20 protein-coding genes are annotated in these 20,453 nt (G+C 45.9%); 6 read left to right on the forward strand and 14 right to left on the reverse strand.

The annotated features are described in order from the left end of the window. Positions 1–248: 248 nt before the first annotated feature. A complete protein-coding gene (locus RIG27_RS02790) occupies positions 249–1,808 on the reverse strand; it encodes a sensor histidine kinase (RefSeq protein ID WP_446342216.1) in 1,560 nt (519 codons plus the stop codon). Positions 1,809–1,928: 120 nt separating this feature from the next. After that, positions 1,929–2,615, reverse strand: a complete 687-nt coding sequence (locus RIG27_RS02795) for a PAS domain-containing protein (protein WP_446342218.1) — start codon at positions 2,613–2,615, stop codon at positions 1,929–1,931. Positions 2,616–2,957: 342 nt separating this feature from the next. Between RIG27_RS02795 and RIG27_RS02800 the strand changes: the two genes are divergently transcribed. The 4 genes from RIG27_RS02800 to RIG27_RS02815 all read left to right on the forward strand — a co-directional run bounded on the left by RIG27_RS02800 (position 2,958) and on the right by RIG27_RS02815 (position 5,963). Continuing rightward, positions 2,958–3,236 carry a DUF1830 domain-containing protein gene (locus tag RIG27_RS02800; RefSeq protein ID WP_446342220.1) on the forward strand — a complete coding sequence of 93 codons (279 nt, stop codon included), beginning with the start codon at positions 2,958–2,960 and terminating at the stop codon, positions 3,234–3,236. A 186-nt stretch (positions 3,237–3,422) separates the two neighbouring features. Further along, on the forward strand, positions 3,423–3,752 hold the full coding sequence (locus tag RIG27_RS02805; protein ID WP_446342222.1) for a hypothetical protein: 330 nt from the start codon (positions 3,423–3,425) through the stop codon (positions 3,750–3,752). A 256-nt stretch (positions 3,753–4,008) separates the two neighbouring features. Next, positions 4,009–5,061, forward strand: coding sequence for a DMT family transporter (locus tag RIG27_RS02810; protein ID WP_446342224.1), 1,053 nt, complete (start codon positions 4,009–4,011; stop codon positions 5,059–5,061). 401 nt (positions 5,062–5,462) lie between these two features. After that, positions 5,463–5,963: an orange carotenoid protein N-terminal domain-containing protein gene (locus RIG27_RS02815; RefSeq protein WP_446342226.1), complete on the forward strand. Its 501-nt coding sequence runs from the start codon at positions 5,463–5,465 to the stop codon at positions 5,961–5,963. A gap of 21 nt (positions 5,964–5,984) precedes the next feature. Here the strand turns inward: RIG27_RS02815 and RIG27_RS02820 are convergent, their stop codons facing one another. The 7 genes from RIG27_RS02820 to RIG27_RS02850 all read right to left on the reverse strand — a co-directional run bounded on the left by RIG27_RS02820 (position 5,985) and on the right by RIG27_RS02850 (position 12,658). Beyond that, positions 5,985–6,299, reverse strand: coding sequence for a slr1957 family protein (locus RIG27_RS02820; RefSeq protein ID WP_446342228.1), 315 nt, complete (start codon positions 6,297–6,299; stop codon positions 5,985–5,987). A 135-nt stretch (positions 6,300–6,434) separates the two neighbouring features. Beyond that, positions 6,435–7,601, reverse strand: a complete 1,167-nt coding sequence (locus tag RIG27_RS02825) for a pyridoxal phosphate-dependent aminotransferase (protein WP_446342230.1) — start codon at positions 7,599–7,601, stop codon at positions 6,435–6,437. 260 nt (positions 7,602–7,861) lie between these two features. Then, on the reverse strand, positions 7,862–8,578 hold the full coding sequence (folE, locus tag RIG27_RS02830; RefSeq protein WP_446342232.1) for a GTP cyclohydrolase I FolE: 717 nt from the start codon (positions 8,576–8,578) through the stop codon (positions 7,862–7,864). Positions 8,579–8,636: 58 nt separating this feature from the next. Further along, the gene (locus RIG27_RS02835; protein ID WP_446342234.1) at positions 8,637–9,362 is read right to left on the reverse strand and encodes an SDR family oxidoreductase; all 726 of its coding nucleotides are present in this window, start codon (positions 9,360–9,362) and stop codon (positions 8,637–8,639) included. A 286-nt stretch (positions 9,363–9,648) separates the two neighbouring features. Next, entirely contained in the window at positions 9,649–10,626 is a 978-nt protein-coding gene (gene accA, locus RIG27_RS02840; RefSeq protein ID WP_446342236.1) for an acetyl-CoA carboxylase carboxyl transferase subunit alpha, read from the reverse strand. Between the two features lie 25 nt (positions 10,627–10,651). Next, complete coding sequence (locus tag RIG27_RS02845) at positions 10,652–11,674, reverse strand: long-chain acyl-[acyl-carrier-protein] reductase (protein ID WP_446342238.1); 1,023 nt, start codon at positions 11,672–11,674, stop codon at positions 10,652–10,654. Positions 11,675–11,962: 288 nt separating this feature from the next. After that, positions 11,963–12,658 carry an aldehyde oxygenase (deformylating) gene (locus RIG27_RS02850; RefSeq protein ID WP_446342262.1) on the reverse strand — a complete coding sequence of 232 codons (696 nt, stop codon included), beginning with the start codon at positions 12,656–12,658 and terminating at the stop codon, positions 11,963–11,965. A 251-nt stretch (positions 12,659–12,909) separates the two neighbouring features. On the opposite strand from RIG27_RS02850, the gene RIG27_RS02855 reads away from it, so the two are divergent. Then, on the forward strand, positions 12,910–13,848 hold the full coding sequence (locus RIG27_RS02855; RefSeq protein ID WP_446342240.1) for a hypothetical protein: 939 nt from the start codon (positions 12,910–12,912) through the stop codon (positions 13,846–13,848). A gap of 93 nt (positions 13,849–13,941) precedes the next feature. Here the strand turns inward: RIG27_RS02855 and RIG27_RS02860 are convergent, their stop codons facing one another. After that, on the reverse strand, positions 13,942–14,070 hold the full coding sequence (locus RIG27_RS02860) for a hypothetical protein (RefSeq protein ID WP_446342242.1): 129 nt from the start codon (positions 14,068–14,070) through the stop codon (positions 13,942–13,944). A 214-nt stretch (positions 14,071–14,284) separates the two neighbouring features. Between RIG27_RS02860 and RIG27_RS02865 the strand changes: the two genes are divergently transcribed. Further along, the gene (locus RIG27_RS02865) at positions 14,285–14,599 is read left to right on the forward strand and encodes a hypothetical protein (RefSeq protein WP_446342244.1); all 315 of its coding nucleotides are present in this window, start codon (positions 14,285–14,287) and stop codon (positions 14,597–14,599) included. Positions 14,600–14,957: 358 nt separating this feature from the next. On the opposite strand, the gene RIG27_RS02870 is transcribed toward RIG27_RS02865, so the two are convergent. The 4 genes from RIG27_RS02870 to RIG27_RS02885 all read right to left on the reverse strand — a co-directional run bounded on the left by RIG27_RS02870 (position 14,958) and on the right by RIG27_RS02885 (position 20,240). Further along, complete coding sequence (locus tag RIG27_RS02870) at positions 14,958–16,010, reverse strand: PAS domain-containing sensor histidine kinase (RefSeq protein WP_446342246.1); 1,053 nt, start codon at positions 16,008–16,010, stop codon at positions 14,958–14,960. Further along, positions 16,007–16,192, reverse strand: coding sequence for a hypothetical protein (locus RIG27_RS02875; protein WP_446342248.1), 186 nt, complete (start codon positions 16,190–16,192; stop codon positions 16,007–16,009). The genes RIG27_RS02870 and RIG27_RS02875 overlap by 4 nt, the downstream gene beginning before the upstream one ends. 67 nt (positions 16,193–16,259) lie before the next feature. Next, on the reverse strand, positions 16,260–16,703 hold the full coding sequence (locus RIG27_RS02880; protein WP_446342250.1) for a response regulator: 444 nt from the start codon (positions 16,701–16,703) through the stop codon (positions 16,260–16,262). Positions 16,704–16,802: 99 nt separating this feature from the next. Then, a complete protein-coding gene (locus RIG27_RS02885; protein WP_446342252.1) occupies positions 16,803–20,240 on the reverse strand; it encodes a PAS domain S-box protein in 3,438 nt (1,145 codons plus the stop codon). Between the last annotated feature and the right edge of the window lie 213 nt (positions 20,241–20,453).

Consider the following 20,453-nt stretch of genomic DNA (forward strand, 5'->3'; position numbering starts at 1 on the left):
AATCGATTGGCGATACTCACGACTTTCGCCTGTGCTAGACTAATTTTATAGATTAACACATTATTTATTACAATACAAGACTAAGAGAAAATAAAAAGTCGTCCTAAAAGGACGAGGCTTGTATCCCTAGTTCTCGGTCAATTATTCATTAAAGCCGAGGGTATAGGTCAGTTTTTCTACTGTTCCCTGTTAAGCAGTTCCCTGTTAAGCAGTTCCCTCCCCTCACCACAAAACTTATTCAGCAGACCCTAACTATTGACATAAAGTCGTTTGTATGAATCAAGCTGACTCCTCGGTAAACTAACAGTGACTGTAGTACCTTGATTCAGTGTGCTGTCTATGTGAATCTGACCATGATGATTGTCTACAATAGCTTTAGAGATCGCTAACCCTAATCCAGAACCTGCCGCCGCATCTTTAGTTCTGGCAGGATCGATGCGGTAGAAGCGATCAAATATCAGCGGTAATGCGGTTTCGGGAATCCCAATACCATTGTCGCGGACTTGAACTTGAATCCAGGAAGAACCCTGTCGTCCACCTTTACTAGGACGCTGGACTAATTCGAGTTTCACCTGCACCCACCCTTCCTCGTCTTTGTCTGTTTTGGGTTGAGTATATTGCACCGCATTACTGACGAGATTGGTGAATAAACGCGCTAACTGATTCCAGTCGCCGAGAAGAGTGAATGGTTCGTCATATAAGGGTTGTAGGGGGGGCTGGGAAGCGCTAAAGCGCTTACTACGAACGGTAAATGCTTTGTCATCTAAAGGTTGTAGGGGAGGCTGGGAAGCGCTAAAGCGCTTACTACGAACGGTGCGATCGCGTGCGTCTGATTCAGAGGTGGAATCAACTGATAATTCAGCACTTGTATCGTTAGATTTTAAATCAAAATCAGGGCTTTCTGGCAAATGCAGCGACAGAAAAATACCCTTTTGATCAGCAATTAACTGTTGTTCTTCAATCACTTCCATCAGCAACGCATCTAGGGGGACAGGTTGCCATTCGGGTTGTACCATACCACTATCAACCCGCGCCAAAAATAGTAAATCATTCACCAATCGTCCCAAGCGCTGAGTTAATCGTTCCACTACTTTAAGTTGGTGACGTTGCCATTGCGGTTCCATATCTGGATCAGCTAACGCCACTTGCACATTAGTTTGAATCGTGGCGATGGGATTTCTTAACTCGTGGGAAGCATCAGCGGTAAACTGTTTTAACCGTTGGTAGGAGTCGCGCACGGGTTTCATCGCGAGTTCGGAGAGTAACCAACCAATCGCGGCGGTGGAGAAAATCATTAGCGTTGTTCCCACCGTTAAATCGACGATTAACTGGCGGATAGGTTTGGTAACTTCAAACCAGGGATGACTCACCCGCAAATAGCCTAAAACATATCGTCCCAGTTCGACTCGCTTGGTGAACTGACGCAGCAGGTGATCCGGGGATAGATGGACAGTTTCTGCTGTTTGTCGGGGATGCAGAGGAATATCCAGGGGTTCTGATAGAGTAGACCAGAGTAACTCACCCGTAGGACTAAACCATTCTAAGTCAATGTGGTCATCTTCTACTGCTTGGGTATTATCGCGAAAACTGGCTTCTACGTTAATCTGATAAGGAGTAACCGTTCCCTCAGTTGGCTGAATCACCAGAGAGCGATCGACAACTTCCACCACATGCTTTAAGGTATCATCCACCCGTTCAATTAAGGTGCTGCGAACGTATAAGTAAACCCCTGTGGCGAATAGTAATAATAAGATAGCCGTAACCGTTGTATACCAAAGTGCCAGACGGCGGCGAGTAGCTTGAAACATTGTATAAGTCGTCGGAACAATAAAAGTTGATGGTGAGGATTAGGGAACAGGTAACAGGTAACAGTAAGAGTCTGATAAATATTTACAGAGCTTAACATAGTTCGGTTTATTTCCATCAACCTACTTAAGGGAAATTATCTCGCCTTTATGATAGATATACCGAGGGCGATTTTGGTAAAGGTTAGTATTATTATCATCATTGTCTCCCCTCAGCCCCGGCTGGCGATCGCGAAAATCCTGTACTATGCAGTGCAAACTGCTCGGCTGATTGTCTAAATCACAGTGGGGACTTACCGTCAAAACTGCCTTCAAGGGTTCACTTTGACGCGGCTGAATCTGAGCGATCCATTCTTGTGGTATGTTAGGCTGCTGAATCTGGACAAGTCTAGCCCGAAACTGGCGGCGATCAGATTTAATCAAGTAGATATCTAGGTGTTTACCGACTAAAAACCGCTGCGATACATTCAGTAGGTTGGCAGCGGCTGGATTGGCTTCTATAATTTTCCCCCTGGTATCCGTTTCTAGATAAGCATAGGGCAAAAACTCGAATAGGTTTTTGTAACGCTGGCGTTCAGCAGCTAATTCTAGTTGCAACGCTGCCGATTCCTCCGCCTGTAGTAGAAGTTCTTCCATCGCCACTTGCAGTTCTTCTGAAGCCATACCGAGTTCTTTAAAGGCTGAGGATAGTAGGTGGGATTTGTCGTTTGCAGTATTGACACAGTGGTAAAGCCGATCTAAACGTCCTTGTAATGCCTCAAGTTGCTGCATAAACTGCTTCAAGTCACTGTCAAACGTCCCAGCACTCATTTTTCTTTCTGTGTAAATATTCACCCATAGATAGATTTTCAAGTGTCTTATACAGTGTTGGGAAAGGATGAATGGATTGTGCCCTGCAAATACGTCTGTATTCACGGTAACAAAGCAACTTTACATAAGTCCCTATCTTTAGACAGATGTAAGAGTATGGTGGAAATTAATATGCTGCTATATGTCAGTAAAGTTAGAGGTTTCAGCGTCATACCGACCAACAAGACAGAAGCCGAGGAGAGGGTTCTAGGTTTATTCCAATTCAACCTCTATCCATCTAACACTGCTAACCTCCCTGCTGACTCATCGCTACTTCAGATGCCCTTTACAGATAGAATAGATATGAATTCACCAACCACTTCTAATCCAACAGCTTCCGCCCCTAAACCCAGCCCAAATATATCTAATTGCCAAAGTCTCTGCTGTTATACCAATCACACTAGCCATATTCAAATTATCCGACTTGTGAATAAAACCCATACCAATTGGCAACGAGTTATTTTTCCCGGCGAGCGTTTTTTGTTTGAACCTGACTCAGAATCTAACTTAGAACTCCTTGTGAATGAAGGTATTTCTTCTCTGGTTAATTGCCAAAAATTACTGGTAAATCTGTCAGTTTAGCAAAGGGTGTAAGGTGATAATTTTAATGTGATTTTTGCTGTTTGATTGGCGCAGGAAGCTGTTCGGCATTTAAACCCTAATGTCAAGAATTGCGAAATCCTTGTAGCGAGCATCTTGCTCGCGACCCATTCCGAATTTAAATGTGTGACAGCTTAAACACTATCTCTAAAAAAGGAGACCACCATCATGTCAGAGAAAATTGTTAATTTAACCTGTATGCTTGTCATTCAAGAAGTCAAAGATATCTTGGCAACTTATCCAGAGACTCCTTATCAAGAGGCTTTTACTCAGGCAGAATTATTTAACCAGCTCATTAATCAGGTATTAATTCAAATTCCGGATCAATCCTATACTATCCTGTACGAATCTGAAAAACTCCCCAAAAACCTTAGACGCTTTTACTCCTCCCTAGAAGAGCGAATGATGGTCGAACAACTGATTCATCAGACTATTATTGCTCTAATGAATGGAAACGCAGAGAAAAAAAACGTTACATTCCCCTGCGTCAGAAGATAACTCTTCTGCTAATGCACCGATAAATTCCAACAAAAAACTCTATAGTTGGTTTGGCTATTAGGGTTTTGATATCAGGATACAGCACAGGACTTAATATTATGTCGGGCTGAATACTTACACGGAGTACCTGGACATAAATTTTGTCCGCCAAACACTCCGGGTCAGAGTCCGATGAAAAATTTGGATGATACAATAGTCGCCAACGCCAAGTCATGTCTGTTTTGGCTGAGTCACTTGAGGAGTCCCCCTTCACCTGATGTCAAGACGAACGGCGAACCCGGCTAATGTATTCAATCGAATGCCCGGACGCGCTTATCTGTTGATTGCGATTGTGATTTTCGCGTCAGCCAATGCGGTAATCCGGATGTTAACAAATTTGGGAGCTCAAAATCTAATCGATGGCAGAAATCCCATCTCGTTCTGTAATGTTCTGTTTGCAGGAAATCTTTGTGCCTTAATCGCCCTCATCTTAATCCATGGAAAACAATGGAATCTTGAGTCGCTAAAACGTCTCTCAGCGACAGATTGGCTGGGATTGACGGGGGTGGCAATACTGTCCGGGGCATTAGCTCCGGCTTTAACATTTATGGCACTGGATTTGACAATGGTCAATAATGTGGTGCTGATTGGGCGCATTGAATCGCCCCTGATTCTGGCGTTATCCATACTCTTGCTGGGAGAACGGGTGAATAAGTGGGTGATAGCGGGTGCAGTTGTTTCGTTCATTGGCGTTTCTCTCACTGTATTACTTCAGACTCCCGCCACCGATATGGTGAATATGGGGAAATTCCAAATTGGCACCGGTGAATTATTTGCCGCAGGCGGTGCCGTGGCGTTAGCTTTCTCCACGATTATTAGTAAGGTAAAGTTACGTCAGATTCCCTTGGGTATTTTCAGCATCTATCGCATGGCAATGGCAACCGTAGTGTTCTTTGTTGTTGTTCTGATGCTGTTTGAACCCAATCATTTTATGGATGTGTTTTCGCCCTTTCTCTGGCAATGGATGTTGATTTACGGCATGGTGATTGTCGTCGGGGGTCAACTTTGTTGGTTTAGGGGATTAAAGACAACAGGTGCAGCGGATGTTTCCTTAGCTAGTTCGTTTAGCCCCATTGCTGGCATTTTAGCGGCATATTTTATCTTGGGAGAAGCACCAACCATGGCGCAATATATCGGTGGGGCGGTGATTATTGGCGGTATTATTCTGAATCAGATTGGCGTGTTTCGCAAAATGGCTGAAACGGTTACGCCAACTCCTGTGAATTCGGATAAGGAAGCGGATATGGAGGTGGGCTTTAAAGGGGTTTGAACCACCAGTTAGGCGATAGGCGATAGGCGATTGAAATCGCTGCTACACAAACTTGCGTCCGCCTGCGCGGACTGGGTTATAACGGGGGTAGTTAACCCGGATTTAGCTTGTTCGGCTCCAAGATATACCGTAGGGTGGGCACTGCCCACCAGCCTTAAGTCAGTACCATTCGTCTTAGCTTAGACTATAGGAATAATCAGGAATTTAAATCATTTCCTGGGAAATGCTCTCTTCAGCCCTCTCTGCCGCTATTACAAAGGATGTAACGCCACCTCTGAACGTTTGTCAAGTCGTAATACTTCGGCTAAATCCCAATTGACGTAGAGTTGCAGTTTAAGTTTTATTACAATTAGAATAATTGCTTTGAACAATTGTTAACTCATTGCTGCCCTACTTCGTGCATGATGCTGATTACAAACCAACTGCCAACCGCAACTCTTGAACTCAAGCCAGCCGTTAACCAAGCGTTTAACGACTTCCAGCGCCTGCCTGTTGATGATCAGTTGGGGCTGCTATGGGGGATGTACCAAAACCTGGGCTGTTCTCTAGCGCCAACACCTGTCGGTGCCGCACGGTTATTTTTGACCCAAGGGTTGCTGCATCGGATCAAGCAAATGCCTGCTGCTGAACAGTTAACGGCGATGCAGGACTTATTAAAGAGGACAGATACGCCCACCAGTCATCAGTACGGATTGTTCACGCTGAAAACCAAACTAGCGTTTTGGACTCAGCTATTTGATTGGATGTCCACAGGTGAGGTGAGTCCAGTGGTAATCGCTTCTCCGCTTTCATCCTCAGCCACAACCCTGTTGAGAGCGATCGCGTTATGGGAACTGAATGAGCAAATTTCCCTATTCCACTCGATCATTGACCAGATGGGTGTTGCTCCTTTAGCTGCTTAAATATGGCGGTTGGGTACAAAATCAAACTTCAACCTCTAAAAGCCCAACTGTTACAGCAGCAAAGGCAAAGGCTACACCCAAAGGCATAGGTGACTGGAAATAAACGGTCAATATTGCGGCAACAACAGTAACCAACATTGCTCCAATTGACCACCCTTTTTCTTCGCCACTCCAGCCTTTTTCCGCTTTAATCCATTTCAAGGCGTCCGTCGGTAGTGGTTCTGGAATTACAGCGCCCGGTGGGAACGCCCAATAGTTATTGCGCTCAACATATAAGTCTGTCCAGCCGTTCTCGTAGCACCATTCGTTTAACCAAGCTTCACAGAAATGTTTCATCGGTTTTGTTAAAATGTGTTAAATTAATCTACCTTAAAGCCTCAATAAGATTAGCAAATCTTTTTCGAGACTAAAAGAGGAATAAATACCTAATTTGTCCTTTGTTGTTGGTCAATGAGGGGGTTGGCTTGGATCTCAGGACAAAATAGTTTGTAATCCTTGGACTAAGCGTTCAATACCCTCGGCGACTGTTTCTTTTTGTAGCGCCCCATAAGCAATTCGCAAATAGCAGCCTTCTTCCATACCAAAGGTTGTACCGGGTAACACGGCGACGCGATGATCGCGAATCAAGCGTTCGACTAACTCGACTGGGTTGATTGAGGTATTTACCTTAAGCCAGAAATAAAACGCGCCATCGGCTGGGGCGATCGCACATAATCCATCCAATCGCTGCAACGCCTCTAATATCAACTGTCGCACCGTCGCGATCGCGTGAATGTGGGGCTGGGTATAACTCAATCCCATCTCTAAGGCGGCTAAGGCGACATACTGGGAAACAACCGGGGGACAAATCAGAATCGTATCCTGAATTTTATTTACCGCCGCCAGCAGATGCTGGGGAATTACCATATAGCCAATGCGCCAACTGGCAAATCCGTAGGTTTTAGACAGGGAATACAGGGAAATCGTATGGGAGTCACTCTGGGGAAAAGCCGCCGGCGAAACGTGCTTGACGCCGTTATAGGTAAAATACTCATAAGCTTCATCACTAATGTGATAAATTCCTCGTTCCCGACAGAGTTGATTCACCGCCTGTAACGCGGCTTTTGAATAAACCGCCCCGGTGGGATTATTCGGCGAAATGGTGACTACGGCTTTGGTTTTCTCGGTGATGGCGTTGGCGATCGCCTGGGGACGCAGTTGATAATTCTCATCCGTTGCCACAAGTACCGGATGACAACTCGCCATGGTAATTGCCATTTCGTGGTTGAAATAGTAAGGCGTTTGAATAATAATCTCGTCTCCGGGAGAGGTAATGGCAAGAATGGCATTCATAAACGCCATGTTTGCGCCTGCGGTGACGACGATACAGTTGTGTTGGTTGAGGGTAATTCCGTTATCTGTGTGTAGTTTGGCGTTAATTGCAGATAATAATGGTGTAATTCCCTGAACTGCCTTGTACTTGTGGTTATCAGGATCAGCCAGAAATTCCGGCAATCGTGCGATCGCTTCTGGTGGGGGAGGGTAATACACGACACCCTGTCCCAAGGAAATCGTACCCGGATGACGGCGAATCAGTTCCCCAACAATGGGAATCACAGGTGACTGTACCGCTTCCATGCGAGAAGTTAAGGTGGACATCGGCGACTGATAATCAGATCAATTAAGGGCGCACGTCGTTGGTTCTTGGTGTCAACTTAATCTCAAAACTTTACTTACCTGACTAGCGTTCAACGTTTATATCCCCCTAAATCCCCCTTTTTAAGGGGGACGGAATTCGGATCAATAAGGGAAGAGGGGGATCTAAAAAGGGAAGAGGGGGAGAATTCAAAGCCTCTCTCCTTGTAGGAGAGAGGTTTGGAGAGAGGTTTTCCAAATCCCGTCAAACTATCCACCCTGAACTACATAAAACTGGGTTGATGGCGAATTAAATTGAGAAACTCCTCACGAGTTTTCTGTTCCTTTTGGAACACACCCACCATGGCGCTGGTTACTGTCCAGGAACCGGGTTTCTGTACCCCCCGCATCACCATACACATGTGAGTCGCTTCCATGACTACAGCCACTCCCTGGGGTTCTAAAATAGTTTGAATGGCTTCGGCAATCTGGCGGGTTAGGCGTTCCTGAACTTGTAGCCGCCGTGCATACATTTCCACAACACGCGCTAACTTACTCAGTCCTACAACTTTCTGATTGGGAATATAAGCAACGTGCGCCCGTCCCATAAATGGCAGCATGTGGTGTTCACACAGGCTAAAGAAGTTAATATCCCGTACTAACACCATTTCGTTGTGACCTTCATCAAAAATCGCCCCATTCACTAATTCTTCCAGGGACTGATTGTAGCCACCGGTCAAGAAGCGCATGGCTTCCGCAACTCGTTTTGGGGTTTTCAGTAATCCTTCGCGTTCAGGATCTTCGCCAACGCCTAAAAGTAGCGTCCGCACCGCGTCCATCATGTCTTCGGTTGAGGCTTCCCCAGGAATTTGTAACTTAGCTTCTTGACCATTCTGGGTATTGCGATCGGGTCGGGTTTCTACTTGAGTGGTGGAGGTGTTACGAGTCACGGGTGTCATAGAGTCAGAGCGATTCAAACCATTGGAGGAAGCAATAGTCATAATTAGGTAGTATTGATAATCTTGACAAGGTTGGATGGGAAGGTCGGATGGTGTTGTTCTAGAGAGTTCCGGCACTGGGCATTAGAGTCAGGGAATCGATAATAGCTGCTTGGGGGATTAAGGCGACGTGCAAAAGAGATTGGGCAACAATTTCGGGGGTTAACATGGCTGACCGATTCAAGTCGGCTTTTACGGTGTCTGTATCCCAGATTGGCGTATTCACTGCCCCCGGACATACCGTCACCACCCGGATACCATTGTCGCGTTCTTCAGCCGCTAGGGTTTTAGATAGGGCAATCAACCCGGCTTTGCTGACGCTATAAGCACCCCAACCGGGAAACGGTTGTTGACCGGCAATGGATGCCACATTAATAATTGTGCCGTGTTGTTGCTGGCGCATCGTGGGTAACACACCAAGAATGCATTGCCATACGCTGGTCAGATTGAGATCCATGACCTGCTGCCAGTCGGCTAATGGGGTTTCCGTCAGGGTTCCGGTATAACCTATACCCGCATTGTTAACCAAAATATCCAGGGAGACAAATTCAGCCGCGATCGCTTCGATCTTGGTTTTGACCTGATCGAGTTGACTCAGATCCAGGTGATAGGATTGAGCATTGACTCCAGCTTCTCGGGCGGCGGTGGCTACTGCCTCTAATTTGTCCTGGGAACGACTGACTAATGCCAGATCAATTCCGGCTTGGGCAAAGGCTAAAGCCGTAGCTTTGCCGATACCACTACTTGCGCCAGTAATCAAGGCACGTTTTTTAACGGAAGAAGTCATAAAATTTCCAACTGAGATGCGGCAAGGGTTCCCCGATTAACTCATCGAAAATTGGGTTGGTAGGGGGACGAATGGCTAGGATGACACTTGGATCAAGCTAGGGTTGACTTGCCGATGGATTAACGTCCTGACGCTAAGTTGTGAAGAATTGTTACAGATCTGATTATACGACTATCTGGGTTCCATTGACAAAAGGGCAGAAGTGGGAAGGATAATTCAGCCCTTATCCTTCTTACTTCAGTTGTATGCTAAATTCCCCTTAATTATTGTAGCGCTCAAACCATCTTCAAGCATGTAGCTCAGTAAAAACCCCAATATGGCGAAACTTCTGATAGCGTAACTCCCGACGTTCCTTGGGACTCAACCGAGATAAATCTTCCAGATTTTGCCGGAGGGCGGCTTTAAGCGTTGCCGCAGCGGTTAAGGGGTCAGAATGAGCGCTGCCTAAGGGTTCTGGCACTAATTGATCCAAAATTCCTAAATCTTTCAGATCCCAGGCAGTTATCCGCAGCGCCGCTGCGGCTTGGGGGGCTTTTGCCGCATCTTTCCAGAGAATAGCGGCACAGGCTTCGGGAGTAGCAACCGTATAAACGGCTTGTTCCAGCATGAGAATGCGATCGCCCACGCCAATCCCCAAAGCACCACCCGATCCACCTTCACCAATCACCGTACAGATAATCGGCACATCCAGGCGAAACATTTCCCGAAGATTATAGGCGATCGCTTCCCCTTGACCTAATTTTTCGGCATCAACACCTGCCCAAGCCCCTGGCGTATCAATAAACGTTAAAATCGGCATCCCGAAGCGATTAGCATGTTCCATCAGCCGCATCGCCTTACGGTAACCACCGGGCGACGCCATGCCAAAGTTCCGCGCCACATTATCTTTGGTATCCCGCCCCTTTTGATGCCCTAACATCACCACCGGACGTCCCCCTAAGCGCCCAATCCCACCGACTAATGCCGGATCATCATAGCCGCCGCGATCGCCATGTAATTCCATCCATTCATCACTAATCGCCTGAATATAATCCAGAGTACTCGGACGCCGGGGATGACGGGCTAACTGAAGCCGTTGGGCTGGAGATAAACTACTAAAAATTTCTTGACGTAGTTGTACCGCCCGTGCTTCTAGCTGACGAATTTGGTCAGAGACATCGACATTGTTTTCCTGGGCGAGTTCGCGAATTTGGTTAATTCGGGTCTCTAATTCATAAAGGGGCTTCTCAAAGTCCAGCAGAAAAATTCGGTTTTCGGTTGCCATGGGTCAGTGGTGTTATCTTTATCCCTTAAAAGTTCAGCAGGGGTCTAAATCCATGTTTAATTGACACCTGTCCAATTTTTTCCATCTTTTCTACCGTAATCTGATTCCGTCCCCAGGAAAAGTTGGTATACCAATGTTCAAATTCTAAGAGCATCGACTCCGCAAAGCAGGCAAATAGCTGGCGTCCTGGATCTTTCATTTCCACGATTTGCATAATTTTCCAGTCGATGTCCAATGAATGCTCGACAATCCCCCCATTGAGAACATAAATGTCAGGATGTTGTAACTTGGTGGCTAAATTCTTGGGATACCCCCCATCAATCAGCAAACAGGGCTTCTTTAACGCCGAGGCATCAATGTCAATGCCCTTGGACATACTCGCCACCCAGACAATAATATCCGCTTGAGGTAGCGCCTCCTCCAATGCCATGATTTTGCCGCGCCCTAATTGGTCTTGTAAAGCTAGCAATCGTTCCTGGTTACGGGCAGTTAAGAGAATCTCAGCGACATCGGTGCGGGTATTGAGCCAACGACAAACGGCACTGCCAATATCGCCTGTTGCTCCACAAACTGCCACGGTAGCTTTTGACAGGTCAATGCCCAGCTTTTTCGCCCCTTGTTCGACTTGGGCGCACAGGATGTACGCTGTGTGGGTGTTACCTGTGGTGAAGCGCTCAAACTCTAACTTGATATTGCGAACCTGGCTTTTCTCATATAAGTGGAATTCTTCAAAAATAATTGACGAAAATCCACCTAATGCGGTGATATCAATGCCGTTTTTTTGGGCATGAGCCATCGCGTTGAGAACTTTACGGATAGCGGCTTTGATGCGGCGCGTGGCTAGCATCTCTGGCAAAAAGCACGATTCCACATAGCGTCCTTCTATCGTCTCCCCGGTTAGGCTAGTCACCTTAATGGTGTCCACGATTTGGGGAGGGGCGCTGCACCAAAAATCTAACCCTTGGTCAGCATATTCTGGGTAGCCTAGATCTCTGGCGACGGCTTGGGCGTGTTGCAAACTGGTGAGGTGACCGATAAGACCAAACATTTACTGCTCGCTGGTAAGGCTGTTAATCAGGGGAAAATGGGAAATTAGGCTAAGAATTTGTTAAGGACATTTAAAAATATTATCAGGAAGATAGGGAAGATGGGGGTGATGGTTTAAGTTTTGACCCTTCGCTTTGCTTGAGGGCATGGCGCGTTATGTTTTTAGGGGCGGGTTTCACTACTATCGTTTCTTGCTTGCCTCACCCGGATGTGACTAAACCCGCCCTGACTGAGGTGTAGAGACGCGCCATGGCGCGTCTCTACTTTCGACGATTACATCTAGGTTGAGTTAGGCTGCTGTCAATCCGTAGGCGGACATCCGCATGATGTCACGGGTGGTAAAGCCGATATTGCTGAGGGCTTCACCGTAGGCGATCATGAAGTCTTCTACGAGAGCATCTTTTTCCATTCCCAGGATATGAGCATCCTTCTCTACTTGGTTGAGCATACGCCAAACCAGGGGCAAGTTTTGCTTATTGGCTTGTTCGAGTTCGGTTTTCGAGGCTTCAAAGTTCTCCTTGAGCCACTCTTCGCCAAAATTCAGGTGGGTGTACTCGTCTTTGACCACACCTTCGGTGATTTTGCGGGCAAAGGGATCAGCGACGGGAATGTAAATGTTATAGGCAGCGATCGCGAAACATTCAATAATCAGCGATTGAATCAGCAAGCAGGTGACGATATTACCTGAGGCGGCGGCGGTTTGGAAGTTTTGGTGTAAATTGCTGAAATACTCCTTGGCAAACTCCATATCCGCTGTGACACTCAAGTTTCGACCACAGGCTTGAAACCCCTTCTTATGGCGGTTTTCCATCTTTGCTAGGCTGGTTAGCTCATTCTTTTGGTCGGGTAGCAGTTCAGCCAGTTGGATGTAATTCTCTTGAGCTTCTTGTTCCCCTTCGATCACGATCGCGTTGATGCGGCTATAGGCGTCCTTGTATGTTTCACTGTTGAAATCTAGCTCTTGACTGACTGTAAGCTGCTGCATCAGTAGATTTTCTCCTGTTTGCATGAGTAGACGTGTTTCAAAAAAGCTTTGAACCTAATCCTAGACCGTTGGCTCAAAACCGCTATATCAAACTTAACCCATCAATGATATATGGTGAGAGGTATTGCACAATAGTGCTTTAGACAGAAAATTTTTCCCTCAATCATCAGTATTCATTCTCTCCCATCTTCCCCATCCGGGAATGCGGAAACGCTAGAATGTGGAGTCGAACAGTTATTCATCCCTCATTCATGTTTGATTGGGTCTGGTTATCTCGCGTCGCAGGGCTAGGATTAGTAGGAACCGCTGCCGGATCTACCTTATTCTTTGGTATATTAGGGCGAACTTTCCTCTCGCAGCCAAACAATCGTCACCCCAACTCAATAGCTGCGATCGCACCGGGTAAGACTAAAGCTGTAACCTTATCCCCGCAACCGTTAGCCTTGCTAACCTTACCCAAATCCCCTCCCGCCTCGGAGGTATCCCAGAAATCTCTTCCGGTTCTCTCGCGTCCATTCGATCTCAAGCAAAGCCTCAGCACCTATCAACCCCTGTTCGCGACACCAACCTCTTTAGGGATGGTGGCTATTGGGATAGCGGAGGGAAATTATCGCCTGTTTATTGAAAATGGCAATCTCTACGTCCAGCAGACCCGATTTTACTTTGGACATACTGATCCGGGTAACTTATCCTGGGGAGATGTAGTCACCAACTATGGACCCTGTAGTGATCAAGGACGCAGTGGCGGAGATATTACTTTAGCCGAACAACTGTGTTTAGAGCGATCGCGATCGCGACTACCTACTCATCTAGTCGATTTAAATGCGGCGGGTATTGACCCAGAACGGGATTTAGAGGCTTTACTCAATGTAGCTGATTTATACAATCAGGCAATGCCCATCCATTCTCGCCACTTTCCCCACGCCCTCGCCATCGCCAAAAAGGGCGGGTTAAAGGGAATTGATGCCCTCGCCTGGGCAAGAACAGCATCCTTTTACCTTAATGTCAATAATGAGTTAGATTTAGAAACTGGTTCCAACAAAGCCACAGGACTCTTAGGCATCTGCGCTAGAGAAAACCTACCCATAACTGAATGGGATTGTGTCTACAAAGACCAACTACGACGAGTCAAAGCCATTGCTTCGGTTGTTGATAAATATCGCCAAATCTATCAATCAAATGCGAATTAGGGTTTGCTGCTGATCAAGTATGTAGTTTTTTGTACTTCAAGTTGAAGTAACGCAGAGGGTTCATAGAACCATGAACCCTACACGGTAAACTCATTAACCTGTGGCAAAGCCAGGATATAAATTCATCCCACCATCTACATACAAGGTTGAGCCAAGTAATTCATCAACCTGTAATGGACTATATAAGCCATTCAAGGAATTGGTTCGGGTAAAAGGGAACAAGTCAATTGAACTAACTCGACCTCAGCCCTTAAACCACACCAAAAAGGCTTGTAGTTTCACACTCAAGTCTTGACCGGGTATAATATCTTTTGGCCAGCAAGCAATTCAGGACAATTCCTTACCCCCAACCGCCCAGGTAGCCTATCAACAAGGGAAAGCGATCGCGGATAATTTATTTGCCTTAGCGTTTGATCGTCAACTTCTACCAGCTCAGGTGAATATCCGAGGAACATTGCTCAAACTGGGTATCAGTAACGGTGCGGCTAACCTGTTTGAAGAGTTTGAAGTCACCGGAGAAATGGGTCATTTAATTCGTCAAGGTACTTATCTGGAACTCTTGCCTACACCAGCTCGTAATTTAAAGATTACAGCACAATGGCTGCAAGATGAAATTTTCCATCGCTATCTCTCTGATGGTAATCTGAATCGGGCAGTTAAGGTAGCGCAAGTGGTTGGCGGTGTTGCGGTTGGTGCGATTGCGGCGAAAAAATTAATTAACGCGATCGGCAATAATAAAGGTACATCTTAAGGAAAAAGGTGTAGGGGCGGGTTTCACTACTATGTTTTCGGTTGCACCCAGATTTGACTAAACCCGCCCTGATTTTCATATTTTTACCTTCTATTGCTCAAGTTTGCTTTTTTCGATTAATTCATGAAATATTGATATCCTATTATCCTAAAGCTGTGGCGGTAAGGGTTTCTATCGGAAGGTATAAACTTCTCTAGAGTTTTTACGTCAAAACTGTAGCATTAGCTACTACAAAATATTGGGACAGATACGACATGTAGCTAGTAGTAACGGATGCGATCCCTATATTCTGTTGGGTAACAGTCGTCAACCCAACCTACACCCGACACCCGACACCCGACACCCGACACCCGCCCCTTCACGATTTAAGGGGTAGCTCTACGGTAAAAGTAGCTCCCTTTCCGTCTCCAGGGCTTTCGCACCACACGGTTCCCCCATGCAGTTCAACTAAGTGACGTACAATCGCCAATCCTAGTCCTAATCCGCCATGGGAACGAGTTATTGAGCCTTCGGCTTGGCGAAAGCGGTCAAAAATGTAAGGCGCAATGTCAACAGACACACCCTTCCCCGTGTCTTGTACCCGAATGTGTACCGCATTTTCTAACCATTCCAAATAAATCTTGACTTGTCCGTGAGTTGGGGTAAACTTAATCGCATTCGACAAAAGATTCCATACAATTTGTTGTAAGCGATCGCTATCCCCCTTAATCACAGTCTGACTCGGTTCTAAAAATGAGTCAATCTGAATGCTTTTAGCGTCAGCGGCGGGTTGTAAGGTATCAATGGCGGCGTTGATAACCTGCTGCAAGTCAACTGGGATCACATTTAAGCGCAAGTTACCCCGAATAATCCGCGACACATCCAGCAAGTCATCAATAAGCTGGGCTTGAGACTTAGCATTGCGTTCAATTACTTCTAACGCCCGCTCAAGCTTGTCTGGACTTAACTGCTTTCTTCGCAAGAGTCCCGCCCATCCTAGAATCGCATTCAAGGGCGTTCTCAATTCATGGGATAGGGTGGCTAAAAATTCATCTTTTAGGCGATTCGCAGTTTCGGCTTCAGCCCGGGCGGCTTGTTCACTCTTGAGTAATTGAGTCCGTTCTGCTTCCGCTTGCTTGCGCTGGGTGACATCTTCAATCGCGCCCTCATAGTACATGACTTCGCCCTGAGCATTGCGAATAGCACGAGCATTGTAGCGTACCCAAATCATGGTATTATCACACCGACGCATCGGTATTTCCAAGTTTCGTACCACTCCTTCGCAGTCTATCTGACTCTGCCATAAACGATTGGCTTGGGTATCAACAAGGTGCTTGGATATATTTGTGTCGAGCAAGGCTTGTACACTGGGATATCCTAACAGTTGCAACATGGTTGGATTGGCTTCAATAATTTGACCCGTTGGTGTCATCCGGTAAAGTCCAATGGGTACGCTTTCAAAGAGTTGTTGATATCGTTCTGGAGTTGCTTGATATCGGTAATCTCTTTAGACTGTAATTGTTCAAACTCCTGCTCTAGTCGGCGTAGCGCTAACATACGATCGTCGGGGTTATCGTCAATGAGCAGGATTCTTACGGGATTGTCATTTGTCATTTGTCATTTGTCATTTGTCATTGTTCAGGGAACAGGGAATTGAAAATTAAGTAATTCACAATACAATTCAGACTAACGGTTTTTCGTTGAACATTAACCAATATAGGTCAAGAGTACGAATCATTTCTAAAAAATCATGAAAGCTTACAGGTTTCACTAAATAAGAATTAGCGCCCATATCATACGCTTTATTAATGTCCGGCGTTTCTCTGGATGCCGTTAATACCACAACTAATAGACGTTTTAACTGAGATTGCTGTCGAATCCAAGCTAAAACTTCTAAACCGGATTTACGAGGCAGTTTTAAATCCAGTAAGATAAGAGTTGGAATAGGATGGGATTTTAGGTTATTATACGGCGCTTTGCGGTCTAGGTAACTGATTGCTTCCTCTCCATTTGTGACAACTTGCAATGAATGAGGTAAATCGAGGCGTTTAAATGCACGCTGAATTAAAAAAACGTCATTATCATCATCTTCAACGAGTAAAATATCGGCAGGTTTACTACTCATAATCTTCTCCATAAAACTTACTCCAAACCTCAAAGACTGAGGAGAACAGGTTTAGTTGCTTATCAGTTTACAGCCAAACCTGATCGGTAAAACTCGCCCCTATTCCCTAACAGAGAAGTCATGACACGTCTCTACTTTTTGCGCCTCAATCCAAAATCGGCTTCCCTGATGGAGTGATGATTCAACGCCCGAACGTCCTCCTAGACGTTCCATACCTTTACGGACAAGGGCTAAACCAATACCACTACCATGATAGTGTTCACGACCATGTAAGCGTTCAAATACCAGGAAAATCTTTTCTTGGTATTCCGGTTCAATGCCAATTCCATTATCCTCAATCCAGAGTCGTATCCATGTATTACCATTAACGTCTTTTCGTTCTTCTGCCCACACCTGTATCTGAGGCTGTACTTTTTCCGGGATAAACTTGATCGCATTAGCCATCAAATTTGATACAACTTGCATAAGTGTAGCACGATGACCCAAAACCTCTGGTAGAGGTATTACCCCTTTCTCGGCTACCTTAATTTGGGTATTTGTGTTTTTAATCAGTTCCTGGAGTTGGAAGAGGACTTCTGACACAATGGAGTCTAAACTAATCGGTTTTAGGGGAAATTCTAGACGCCCTAAACGACTATATTCGAGTAAATCTTGGATCATTGTATCCAAACGCTGGGCAGCCGTAGTAATCCGTTGAGTATAGTCTAAACCGATTGAATCTAATTGGGAACCACAGTCTTCAACTAAGGCATTAGCAAACCCTTGCATTGCCCGTAACGGCGCTCTGAGATCGTGAGAAACGGTGTAGGAAAATGCTTCGAGTTCCGCATTGATGGCTTGCAATTCCTGAGTTCGTTCAGTGATCCGTTCTTCGAGTTCGATGGTGTAGCGTTTAAGCTGCTGTTGTAATCGGGATTGGGCAATCGCGATCGCGAGTTGATTTGCTACTTCTTGGACAATCGTTCTATATTCCTCATTATCGTCATTTTCTCCCTGACAGTCTAGGTTGATTGTCCCGATTAATTCCTGCTTACTTCTGAGTGGAATAATCTGGAAACAGTTCGCGTTTCTTGAGAGCAATGCTTGGACAATAGGTCGCAATAAATTCACCGTTTCTGACGGTTTAAGTTGATTAATTTTACCGTCATTTAATTGGGCAATTTCTTCGGTAAAATGTTTTATGTCAATTGTTGTTCCAGCTAGGGTTTCCATCTCACCGTCAGTGGCGAGGATCGTGGCTTGCGACGAGTCCCAATCAAACACCACGACACTCAGATGACGACACGATAGCAGGGATTTTAAACCTGTTAACGCCACTTGCGCGATCGCAGGCGGCGGTTGTTCGGCGAGAATGGCTTGGTCAAGGGTTTGTAAGGTTTGCAGGCGGTCAATCGTTTGTCGCAATTGAATTTCAAGCTGCTTGCGCTGAGTAATGTCAAACGTAAAGCCAAGGATTTGCACAATTTGCCCTAGCTCGTTCAACATCGGCACATACTTAATTACGGTGGTGAAGGGATTAGTATTCGGTAAGGTAATTGTGGCTTCTACCGTCTGGGGAGTGCGGGTTTCTATCACCCGCTTGAGTGTCGGTAAATACCGATCAGTAACCTCCGGCGACCAGATTTCTTCATCCCTGTGTCCCAGATAATCCGTTGATGACTTGCCTGTGCGCTCAAGGGTGGTCGTATTTACAAAAATAAACCGTCGCTGAGCATCATAGATGACCAACATATCCGGACTATGATTTACCGCCAACCGGAATCTTTGTTCACTCTGACGCAGGGCTTTCTCGGTGCGTTTGTATGCGCTAATATTATGATTAACTTCTAAGATAGCTAATGGGTTACCTTGATGATCTCGCTGTAATGTCCAACGACTCGCCACGGTAATTTGAGTCCCATCCTGTGTCGTTTGAATTAACTCGCCGGGCCAATATTCTTGATGCCATAATTGAGCCTGAATGTCGCTTAACGCCTGGGGAAAAATCGTGTGCAGCAATTGGTGAGCATTTTGTCCAATAGCGTCCTGACTACTCCAACCATACAACCGTTGCGCTCCCTGATTCCAGTAGGTAATTTTGCCCTGCCAATCCAGCACCATAATCGCATCATTGGCTAAATCCAGTAGTTGAGCTTGTTGGCGCAGTCGTTCTAGGGCTAATTTTTGGGCGGTGACATCTGTCTGTACTCCCAGAAAGTGAGTCAATGTTCCCTGGGAATTTCGCACGGGTGAAATATAGAGATCGTTACAAAATACAGAACCATCTTTACGATAGTTCCGCAAGGTTATTTTACACTCTCTTTGTGTTGCAATCGCCTGTCGTAATTCATCAACTCCGGCTTGATTGGAGTCATCTTCATGCAAGAAACGACAGTTACGACCAAGTATTTCTGAGGCGCTGTAACCGGTGAGTCGTTCAAACCCAGAATTGACAAAAATAATCGGGTTATCCGATTGATGAGGATCACTAATTAAAATCCCATTGCTACTCGCATTAACCGCACTCTCCAATATCCGCAATCGTTCCGCTTGTTGACAACGGTCAATTGCTGCACCGAGAATATTCGCGATCGCTTGTAAAAAGTTAATGTCATCTTGGCTAAACTGGCGGGAATCTGTACTATGAATGCCCAAAATACCAAAGGGTTGACTATCGGGGGTGGGCATCGTATCCCAATGTTTAAGAGTCCCAGGCTTCGCCAATGAGAGTCCCGGAATAATCACACTCATCCCACTGACAACCCCATGATCTCGTAATAGAGGTGGAGCCGAAAATCGCGATTCTGTTCGCAAATCTTCGACCACAATTGCTTCTTGAGACAGGAGAGTATAGCCGGCTTGAGAATTGGTTTCCGTATCCACAGTAGCTTGACCGACTAAGCCAACCTGCCAACCTACACCCGCCCGTAACAATAAGGCTTTACCATGAGGAAGTAATTCCAGCACTTTGGCATAGTCTACGTCGAGAGTTTTTGCCAAAAGAGTCACCGCACAATTCATTAACGAATCAATGTCAATCCCCCTTAAGGCATATTGACTAAACCGCACAATTGTTGTTTGCTGAGTGACCCTAGCTTGGAGAGTCGCGATCAGTTGCAGGTTCTGGGAAAGGGTGACAGGTGGAGTCGCTTCTAGCCGAGAAGATTTAGACTTTAGCTTAGGCGCTAACGCAGAACGAACGGCTGTCACCAATTTTTTATAATGGGACGGCAATTTAATAATATAGTCATCTATACCCGCTTTCATTGCCATTACAGCGAGTTCTACACTGTCTTGACTGGTGAACATAATAAATGGACAAGCGGGTTGCAGGCGTTTAACCTGCTTAAAGACCGCTATACCGGTTGTCCAAGGAAGTTCATCGTCCGCGATCGCGATATCGAAATGACCCTCTAAGAGTACCTGATTTAGGTCTTTAGCATTGGTCGGCTGGGCGACGTGCAGTGCGGAAAACTCTTGCTGCAATTGACGAATGATTAAGGCTCGTTCATCTGGGTCCTCATCAATGAGGAGCAGATGCACAGGAGTGTTAATCACAATTTGTCAAGTTTATTCAGAGTAGAGACGTACCATGGCACGTCTGGGAGCAGGAGAGCCAATCTGTAGGGGCTTCTTTTGACGGTAACGTTACCCAAGAAACCGATAAATTGACTCGCGCCCACCCTTTTTAGCTTATCGGCACCATGTCACCTCTAGAAACAGGGAGACTCTAATCAGCATATCCCATTATCGCCTACCCGATCTCTGACT

It is taken from the genome of Coleofasciculus sp. F4-SAH-05 (assembly GCF_040222985.1).
Classification (GTDB): Bacteria; Cyanobacteriota; Cyanobacteriia; order Cyanobacteriales; family Coleofasciculaceae; genus Coleofasciculus; species Coleofasciculus chthonoplastes.

Coding starts and splice junctions, on each gene's coding strand:
- RIG27_RS02790 (WP_446342216.1), bottom strand. CDS start 1,808: ATGTTTCAAGCTACTCGCCGCCGTCTGGCACTTTGGTATACAACGGTT.
- RIG27_RS02795 (WP_446342218.1), bottom strand. CDS start 2,615: ATGAGTGCTGGGACGTTTGACAGTGACTTGAAGCAGTTTATGCAGCAA.
- RIG27_RS02800 (WP_446342220.1), top strand. CDS start 2,958: ATGAATTCACCAACCACTTCTAATCCAACAGCTTCCGCCCCTAAACCC.
- RIG27_RS02805 (WP_446342222.1), top strand. CDS start 3,423: ATGTCAGAGAAAATTGTTAATTTAACCTGTATGCTTGTCATTCAAGAA.
- RIG27_RS02810 (WP_446342224.1), top strand. CDS start 4,009: ATGTCAAGACGAACGGCGAACCCGGCTAATGTATTCAATCGAATGCCC.
- RIG27_RS02815 (WP_446342226.1), top strand. CDS start 5,463: ATGATGCTGATTACAAACCAACTGCCAACCGCAACTCTTGAACTCAAG.
- RIG27_RS02820 (WP_446342228.1), bottom strand. CDS start 6,299: ATGAAACATTTCTGTGAAGCTTGGTTAAACGAATGGTGCTACGAGAAC.
- RIG27_RS02825 (WP_446342230.1), bottom strand. CDS start 7,601: ATGTCCACCTTAACTTCTCGCATGGAAGCGGTACAGTCACCTGTGATT.
- folE (WP_446342232.1), bottom strand. CDS start 8,578: ATGACTATTGCTTCCTCCAATGGTTTGAATCGCTCTGACTCTATGACA.
- RIG27_RS02835 (WP_446342234.1), bottom strand. CDS start 9,362: ATGACTTCTTCCGTTAAAAAACGTGCCTTGATTACTGGCGCAAGTAGT.
- accA (WP_446342236.1), bottom strand. CDS start 10,626: ATGGCAACCGAAAACCGAATTTTTCTGCTGGACTTTGAGAAGCCCCTT.
- RIG27_RS02845 (WP_446342238.1), bottom strand. CDS start 11,674: ATGTTTGGTCTTATCGGTCACCTCACCAGTTTGCAACACGCCCAAGCC.
- RIG27_RS02850 (WP_446342262.1), bottom strand. CDS start 12,658: ATGCAGCAGCTTACAGTCAGTCAAGAGCTAGATTTCAACAGTGAAACA.
- RIG27_RS02855 (WP_446342240.1), top strand. CDS start 12,910: ATGTTTGATTGGGTCTGGTTATCTCGCGTCGCAGGGCTAGGATTAGTA.
- RIG27_RS02870 (WP_446342246.1), bottom strand. CDS start 16,010: ATGACACCAACGGGTCAAATTATTGAAGCCAATCCAACCATGTTGCAA.
- RIG27_RS02875 (WP_446342248.1), bottom strand. CDS start 16,192: ATGACAAATGACAATCCCGTAAGAATCCTGCTCATTGACGATAACCCC.
- RIG27_RS02880 (WP_446342250.1), bottom strand. CDS start 16,703: ATGAGTAGTAAACCTGCCGATATTTTACTCGTTGAAGATGATGATAAT.